Origin of the sequence: Streptomyces sp. NPDC046900 (assembly GCF_040644975.1) — a bacterium.
Classification (GTDB): Bacteria; Actinomycetota; Actinomycetes; order Streptomycetales; family Streptomycetaceae; genus Streptomyces.
This window is the reverse complement of record NZ_JBEYXD010000178.1, coordinates 1-6818: the sequence shown is the minus strand read 5'-3', so window position 1 is coordinate 6818 and position 6818 is coordinate 1. Positions and strand designations below refer to the sequence as shown.

The window sequence follows — 6818 nt, the reverse complement described above, 5'->3', positions numbered from 1 at the left end:
GTATCACAGACGGGTGCTCTAGCCATGTGACGACCTGCGCGCGCCCGGAACCAAGGCGTCGCCTTGGTTCCGGGCGCAGGTTTTTCCAGGTGACGGTGCGGGCGCCTCCTTGTCCCCACGTGAGCATCGACGGCGACGGCCGGCTGCCGGCGCCCTGTCTCCCCGCCGGCACGGCCCCAGCAGGTGTGTAGTCCAGAGCCCCGACGTTCCAGACTCCCGCCGCCGCGGCGGCCCCACCGGCTCATGCCGGCCGCCCAGGCCGTCCTTCCCGCCCAGCTTCGCCGGCAGGGCACCGCTGTGGGCCGCCGGTCCTCGGCCGACAGACGCAGTACTACCCAGCCCTCCCCCGCACGACGGAGCCCCAGGGTGGTCCACGGGACGGACGTCTTTCCCCCCGGCCGCACGCAGGCTGGTGACACACCGATCCGCCGACGCGGAAAAGCACCTGCCTCCTGGGAGCCACTTTCATGACCCGTGACGCCACCACTCCCGCGCGCCCGACACGCCGACGCGGCAGGTGGGTCGCCGCCCCCCTGTGCGCCGCGGGCGCGGCCGCAGCCGTCCTTGCCCCCGGCGCCACCGCTTTCGCCGCCGGCCCTCACACGGCCCCCGCCCCCGCCCCCGCAGCGACCTCGCACACATCACCAGGCCGCCCCGGGGCTGGTGACCATGCCGTCCGGCAGGCCGTCCGTCAGCTGACCGGGGCGGGTCTGCCCGGAGCGATCGCCCTCATCCGGGACCACGGCCGCACCGCGATGGCCGCGGCCGGCTACGCCGACCTGGCCACCAAGCGACCCATGAGCACCGCAGACCATCTGCGCATCGGCAGCAACACCAAGGTGTTCACCGCCACCCTGGTGCTGCAGTTGGTGGCCGAAGGCCGCCTCGGCCTGGACGACACCGTGCAGCAGCTCCTGCCGAACATCATTAAAGGCGGCGACCACATCACCGTGCGCCAGCTGCTCAACCACACCAGCGGGCTCTACCCCTTCGAGCAGGACCCGGCCTTCGCCGCCCCCTACCTGCAGGGCGACGCCGGATACTACCGATCACCGCGCCAGCTGGTGGCGTTGGCGAACGCCCATGCACCGCTGTTCAAGCCCGGCACGAAGTTCTCCTACTCCAACACCAACTACTTCCTGCTGGGCCTGATCATCGAAAAGATCACCCACCACTCCTACAAGCAGGAACTCCATCACCGGATCATCCAACCCCTCGGGCTGCGCGACACCCAGCTCCCCGTCCGCTCCCTGAAGGTCCCCGAGCCGGCCGCGCACGGCTACCTCCTGGACCAACCCGGCCGCGCACCCCGGGACATCACCTCCGCCATCAGCCCCTCCACCACCTGGGCGGCGGGCGCACTGACCTCGACCGTCAACGATCTGGCCCGCTTCGACCGAGCCCTGCTCACCGGCAAGCTCCTGCCCAAGGCCCAGCTGAACGAGATGATGAAGCTCGGTCCCTACAAGGTCGATCCCGCCGATCCGACCAAGGGCTACGGACTGGGCCTGGAAAAAGTACGGCTGTGCGGCGTCACCATGTGGGGCCACACCGGGACCGTCCTGGGAACCCAAACCAACGCCTTCACCAGCACCGACGGCACCCGGCAACTGGTGCTGACCACCAACGCCGACCCCGACACCTGGAATGCCGGCCAGGTCTCCGCCTGGCTCACCACCGCACGCCACACGCTCTGCGTCAATAGCCCGCATGACGGGGGCCGCTTCTTTTCCCGCAGTGACCACCATCAAAAGCCGCGCACCATGAGCAGCCACAACGGCCGGGTAGACGACCCAAGGACCTACCGCTCCACAGAGCAACCGACCACGTCCTGACATCGAACGACACGTGGAGCACCGCGAGCTTGTTCACCTGGTTCCTCCGAGGATGCCCTGGCCTTCAGGCTGGGGAGGAATCGGACTCCTGCGGAGCAGGGCAGGCAACGGGGTTTCGCCTCCAGGGCGAAAGACCGTCCACGCGAGCGGGTAGGCTGCTCGGTGTGCGTTGCGAGGACCAAGCGCGCACACCGTGCTGAGCGGGAGCCAGGCTGGCACAGCAACTCCTTTGCTTGTAGTACCGAACCGGGCAGGTTCCGACCCGGCTGGTGTTGAGGGTGTAAGACCCGTAGGTCCGCCGGGCCCGCAGGCAGCCTGAGCCAGGAATCCCCCTGCTTCAGCGGAGGGAGGGTTCAACGTGCCTGGTGTTGCCGGCGCGTCTCCCACACTGCCGTGTGGGAGTCGGGTCATCGAGGACGGCCGGCTGCGGCGCTGGTCTGGGCCGTCGCCCCGTAGGTGGACTGCCGGTCCTCACGTCCGACGGGCCGACCGCGGTGATCTTCGTGCGGGCTTCAGGACCGGGCCGACCCAGGTCACCGTGCCGACCCGGCGGATGCCGCCGCGGCACGCCTTCACGTCCGCGAGGCGCTTGGCCGACCGTCGCGTTCAGTGCCGGCCAGGCCGCCGGCTCGCCGGGGCGGGCACCTGACCGATTCCAAGGGCGCCATCGCCACGGGCTGTGGCCGTCAGTGATCCTCCCGGGCCGTGTCGGCTGTCGCTGCACTTGTCCCGCGTGAGCGCCCCGTCGCGGCGCCGGCCCATGCCGCGGCGCCATGCCGGGCCGTGGATGCGGCCCGGCCGTACAGAAGTAGATGAGGAGGCATGCCATGTCTGGACGGACTGTCACCGTCCGCGAAAGCGGGTACCTGGCTCGGACGATCGGCGTCGGCCCCCACCGGCTGACCGGCGATGAACCCGACCCGATCGGCACCGACACCGGCCCCACGCCCGTTCAGCTGCTCCTGGCCGGCCTCGGCGCGTGTACCTCGATGACGGTACGCCTGTACGCCGAACGCAAGGGCTGGCCTCTGGCCGGCATCAAGGTCGATGTCCGCATGGCCCATGGGATCAGGCCGCTCGGGCAGATCCTCAAGGATGTCGAGATCATCGGTGACTTGAGCGCCGAGCAGATCAGCCGGCTGGCCACCATCGCCGAGCACTGCCCCATCCAGCGCATGCTCAGTGCCTCGGTGCCCGTGCACACCCGCACCACGGCGCGCCGCCCCGCCGCGCCGTCCCTGGGCGCTGCCTGAGAGCTCTGCACTGGCAGGTGCCCCGGCCCGTATCGGGTCGGGGCACCTGCCGTTGGGGGACCCTGCCGGGCAACGAGAGGGGTGAGGCCGGCGGGTGTCTCATTCCTGCGGCGGAGCACGGAAACCGCTCGTGCGGCAGAGGAACGAAAGGCCGGACGCAACCACGATGGAAACCAAGCCGGGCGGGCCGCAAGGGGCCCGCCCGCACGTGGAAAGGGCGCAGCATGCCTCACAGTTCATCGACCAGCGAGGGCACTCGGCCCATGACCCGGCGTCGCACGCTCGCCGTGATCGGGGCGGCGCTGGCCGCCGGCACGGTGGTGGCGACCGGTGTTGGGGCCCAGGCCTTCGCCGGCGATGCGTCCCCGGCGCACAGGACCGTCTCAAGGCAGCCGGTGATGCGGACGCTGACGCCGCAGGTCCGCGCCCAGCTCGACCGTGCCGTCCAGAACGTTCTGAAGACCACGCACACGCCCGGGGTGACGGTGGGCCTGTGGGCGCCGGGCAAGGGCAGCTACGTCAGGGCTTTCGGCACCGCCGACACGGCGACGAAGCAGCCGATGTCCCCCGACTTCAACATGCGCATCGGCAGCGTCACCAAGACCTTCACGGTCACCGCGCTGCTGCGTCTGGTCGACCAGGGGCGGGTGAGCCTGGACGATCCGATCTCCACGTACGTGCACGGCGTCCCCAACGGCCACCACATCACGCTGCGTCACCTCGCGGAGATGCGCAGCGGCCTGTTCAACGTTCTGGCCGACGAGGATTTCGCCAAGGCCTTTCTGGCCGACACCGGCCGCACGTTCACCAACAAGGAGCTGCTGGCCTACGCCTTCAAGCACCCGGTCGCCTTCCGAGCAGGCAGCCAGTACCAGTACAGCAACACCAACACCATCCTGTTGTCGATGGTGGTGGAGAAGGTGACCGGGCAGCCCTTCGACCGCTACCTGACCCGGCATGTGATCAAGCCGGCCCATCTCAAGCACACCTTCATGCCCAAGGGCGCCGAGTTCCCCGCCCCCCACGCCCACGGGTACACCGATCAGGCCTCGGACGACGGCTCGATCACGGACGCGACGAACTGGGCCCCGCCGGGCGGCGCGTCCGGGGTGATGATCTCGAACCTGCAGGATCTGCGGTCCTGGGCGTCCACCCTCGCTAAGGGGACCCTGCTGTCCAAGGCGACCCAGGCCGAACGGCTGACGATGCTGCCCACCGGCCGGGAGGGCCTGAGCTACGGCCTGGGCATCTTCGATATCCATGGGTGGATCGGGCACAACGGATCGCTGCCCGGCTACCAGACGGTGATGGTCTATCTGCCCAAGGCCAAGGCCACCCTCGTGGTGCACACCACCAGCGATATCAATGTCGAGGGCAAGTCGCTGACCACGAAGTTCGCCAAGGCCGTCACCGACATCGTGACCCCGAAGAACGTCTACGACATCCCCACCTCCTAATCGGGGTCTCAGGCCGTCCTGTGGTGGGTCCGGCCCGCGAGGGCGATCCCACCACCGGGGCGGCTTGAGGGTCAGTCGGGCCGGTGGCACAGCGGCAGTTCGGTCGCACCGGTCTCGGCCTGGTGGATGGCCCAGGCGGCGTTGACCAGACCGATGTGGCTGAAGGCCTGCGGGAAGTTGCCGAGCAGCTCACCGCTTGCCGAATCGACTTCCTCGGCGAGAAGTCCCACGTCGTTGGCGCAGCGCGCGGCTCGCTTAAAGACCTGGCGGGCCGCTTGGCTCTCGCCGGCCAGGGCCAGGGCGTGGGCCAGCCAGAAAGTGCACAGCAGGAAGGTGCCCTCTTCGCCGGGCAGGCCGTCCTCGGCGCTCAGGTAGCGGTAGACGAGGCCGTCTTTGCTGGTGAGCCGGTCGCGGATGGCGTCGATGGTGGCGCGCATGCGGGGCGCGGTGGCGGGCAGGAAGCCCACGATCGGCATCATCAAAACGGAGGCGTCCAGGACGTCGCTGCCGAACGCCTGGGTGTAGGCGCCGGCTTTGTGGCTCCAGCCGTTTTCCTCGATCGCCGCGCGGATCTCGTCGCGGGCCCGCACCCATACGGGGATGCGGGCGTGAGCGTCCAGGGCGTCGGCGAGTGCCAGGGCGCGGTCGACGGCGACCCAGCACATGAGTTTGGAGTAGACGAAGTGCTGCGGGCCGCTGCGGACCTCCCAGATGCCCTGGTCGGGCTGGTCCCAGCAGGTGGCGGCCATATCCGCGCAGGCGGCGAGGAAAGCCTTGGTGGGGGCGTCCAGTGCGGCGAGGTCGTCGGGCAGGCGGTGGGCGGCTGCCAGCAGTTCGCCGTAGACGTCCAGCTGCCGCTGCTGCCAGGCACCGTTGCCGATACGGACCGGGCGGCTGCCGCGCCAGCCGGGCAGGCGGGGCAGTTCCTGTTCGGTCAGGTCGCGTTCGCCGCGGATACCGAACATGATCTGCATCGACTCGCAGTGGGCGGTGTCGCTGGCGCCGGCCTGGGCCATCCACCGGAAGAAGGCCTCCGCCTCGTCGGGGCAGGCGGCCACCCACAGGGCGTCCAGGGTGAAGGAGGCGTCCCTGACCCAGGCGAAGCGGTAGTCCCAGTTGCGGACGCCGCCGACGCACTCGGGCAGGGAGGTGGTCGGGGCGGCGACGATCGCGCCGGTCGGCTGGAACGTCAGGCCCTGCAGGATGCGCCCGCTGTGGTGGACCAGCTCCTCCCACGGCCCCTGGTAGGACTGGTGCAGCTCGGACCAGGAGCGCCAGCCGCTCACGGTGTCCTTAAGGTGCGCAACGATCTCCTCCTGCCCCATCAGCGCGGGGTGGCTGCCGGCGGGCACCTGCCGCAGCGCGAAGGCCACGCTCTGGCCGGCCTCAAGGCATATGTGGGCGCGGGCCATCTCGGCGATCTGCAGGGGCAGTGGGCAGCACAGGCCCAGCGTGTCCGGGCCGCCGTGGCAGCGCAGCCCGCCCTCCACGGGCAGGAGCAGCGGCCTGACCAGCCCGTATTCGGGGCGGGGCGCGAACTCCATCGCGATGTCCGCACGACCGTCGGTGCACTCCACCCTCCGCAGCAGCAGATGCGGAGCGTGTTCGCCCAGGTGGTGGCCGCGCTCGTTGAGACCAGTGGCGAGCGCGTCGGTGACGGTCACCGCCGCGGTGGGGGTATGGAACTGCGTGCACAGCACCAGACTGCGCTCGAGGTAGTGCCGGCGGGCGGTGTAGGGGCCGGTGGGGCGGAGGGACCAGTGGCCTGCCTGAGCTCCCAGAAGCCGGGCAAAGACCGCCCGGGAGTCGAAATGCGGAAAGCACAGCCAGTCGATGGAACCGTCCAGACTGACCAGCGCCGCGGTCTGGCAGTCCGAGAGCAGCGCATAGTCCGCGATGGGACGGTCGCTCGTGCCGGTCACCTCCCCATCGTCTCGCCGACCCGCACAGCGGGCAGCACGGCCCCGCCACGGGCTCCGTACCGGGGCCTTGAAAAGCCCACCCCCACCTCCACGCACTCCGCTACCGCGACGCCCTCGAACTCGCGGCATGATCACCTGGTTCCTCCGAGGATGCCCTGGCCTTCAGGCTGGGGAGGAATCGGACTCCTGCGGAGCAGGGCAGGCAACGGGGTTTCGCCTCCAGGGCGAAAGACCGTCCACGCGAGCGGGTAGGCTGCTCGGTGTGCGTTGCGAGAACCAAGCGCGCACACCGTGCTGAGCGGGAGCCAGGCTGGCACAGCAACTCCTTTGCTTGTAGTACCGAACCGGGCA

General features: G+C 69.8%; 4 protein-coding genes. 3 read left to right on the top strand and 1 reads right to left on the bottom strand.

Annotation, left to right across the window (positions count from 1 at the left end; all coding sequences use genetic code 11):
* Nucleotides 1–467 precede the first annotated feature (467 nt).
* The 3 genes from ABZ904_RS49985 to ABZ904_RS49975 all read left to right on the top strand — a co-directional run bounded on the left by ABZ904_RS49985 (nucleotide 468) and on the right by ABZ904_RS49975 (nucleotide 4545).
* Complete coding sequence (locus ABZ904_RS49985) at nucleotides 468–1835, top strand: serine hydrolase domain-containing protein (protein WP_361002300.1); 1368 nt, start codon at nucleotides 468–470, stop codon at nucleotides 1833–1835.
* A gap of 827 nt (nucleotides 1836–2662) precedes the next feature.
* The gene (locus ABZ904_RS49980) at nucleotides 2663–3088 is read left to right on the top strand and encodes an OsmC family protein (protein WP_361002303.1); all 426 of its coding nucleotides are present in this window, start codon (nucleotides 2663–2665) and stop codon (nucleotides 3086–3088) included.
* 263 nt (nucleotides 3089–3351) lie between these two features.
* Nucleotides 3352–4545, top strand: a complete 1194-nt coding sequence (locus ABZ904_RS49975) for a serine hydrolase domain-containing protein (RefSeq protein WP_361002306.1) — start codon at nucleotides 3352–3354, stop codon at nucleotides 4543–4545.
* Between the two features lie 71 nt (nucleotides 4546–4616).
* On the opposite strand, the gene ABZ904_RS49970 is transcribed toward ABZ904_RS49975, so the two are convergent.
* The gene (locus ABZ904_RS49970) at nucleotides 4617–6467 is read right to left on the bottom strand and encodes a glycoside hydrolase family 15 protein (protein WP_361002309.1); all 1851 of its coding nucleotides are present in this window, start codon (nucleotides 6465–6467) and stop codon (nucleotides 4617–4619) included.
* Nucleotides 6468–6818 lie beyond the last annotated feature (351 nt).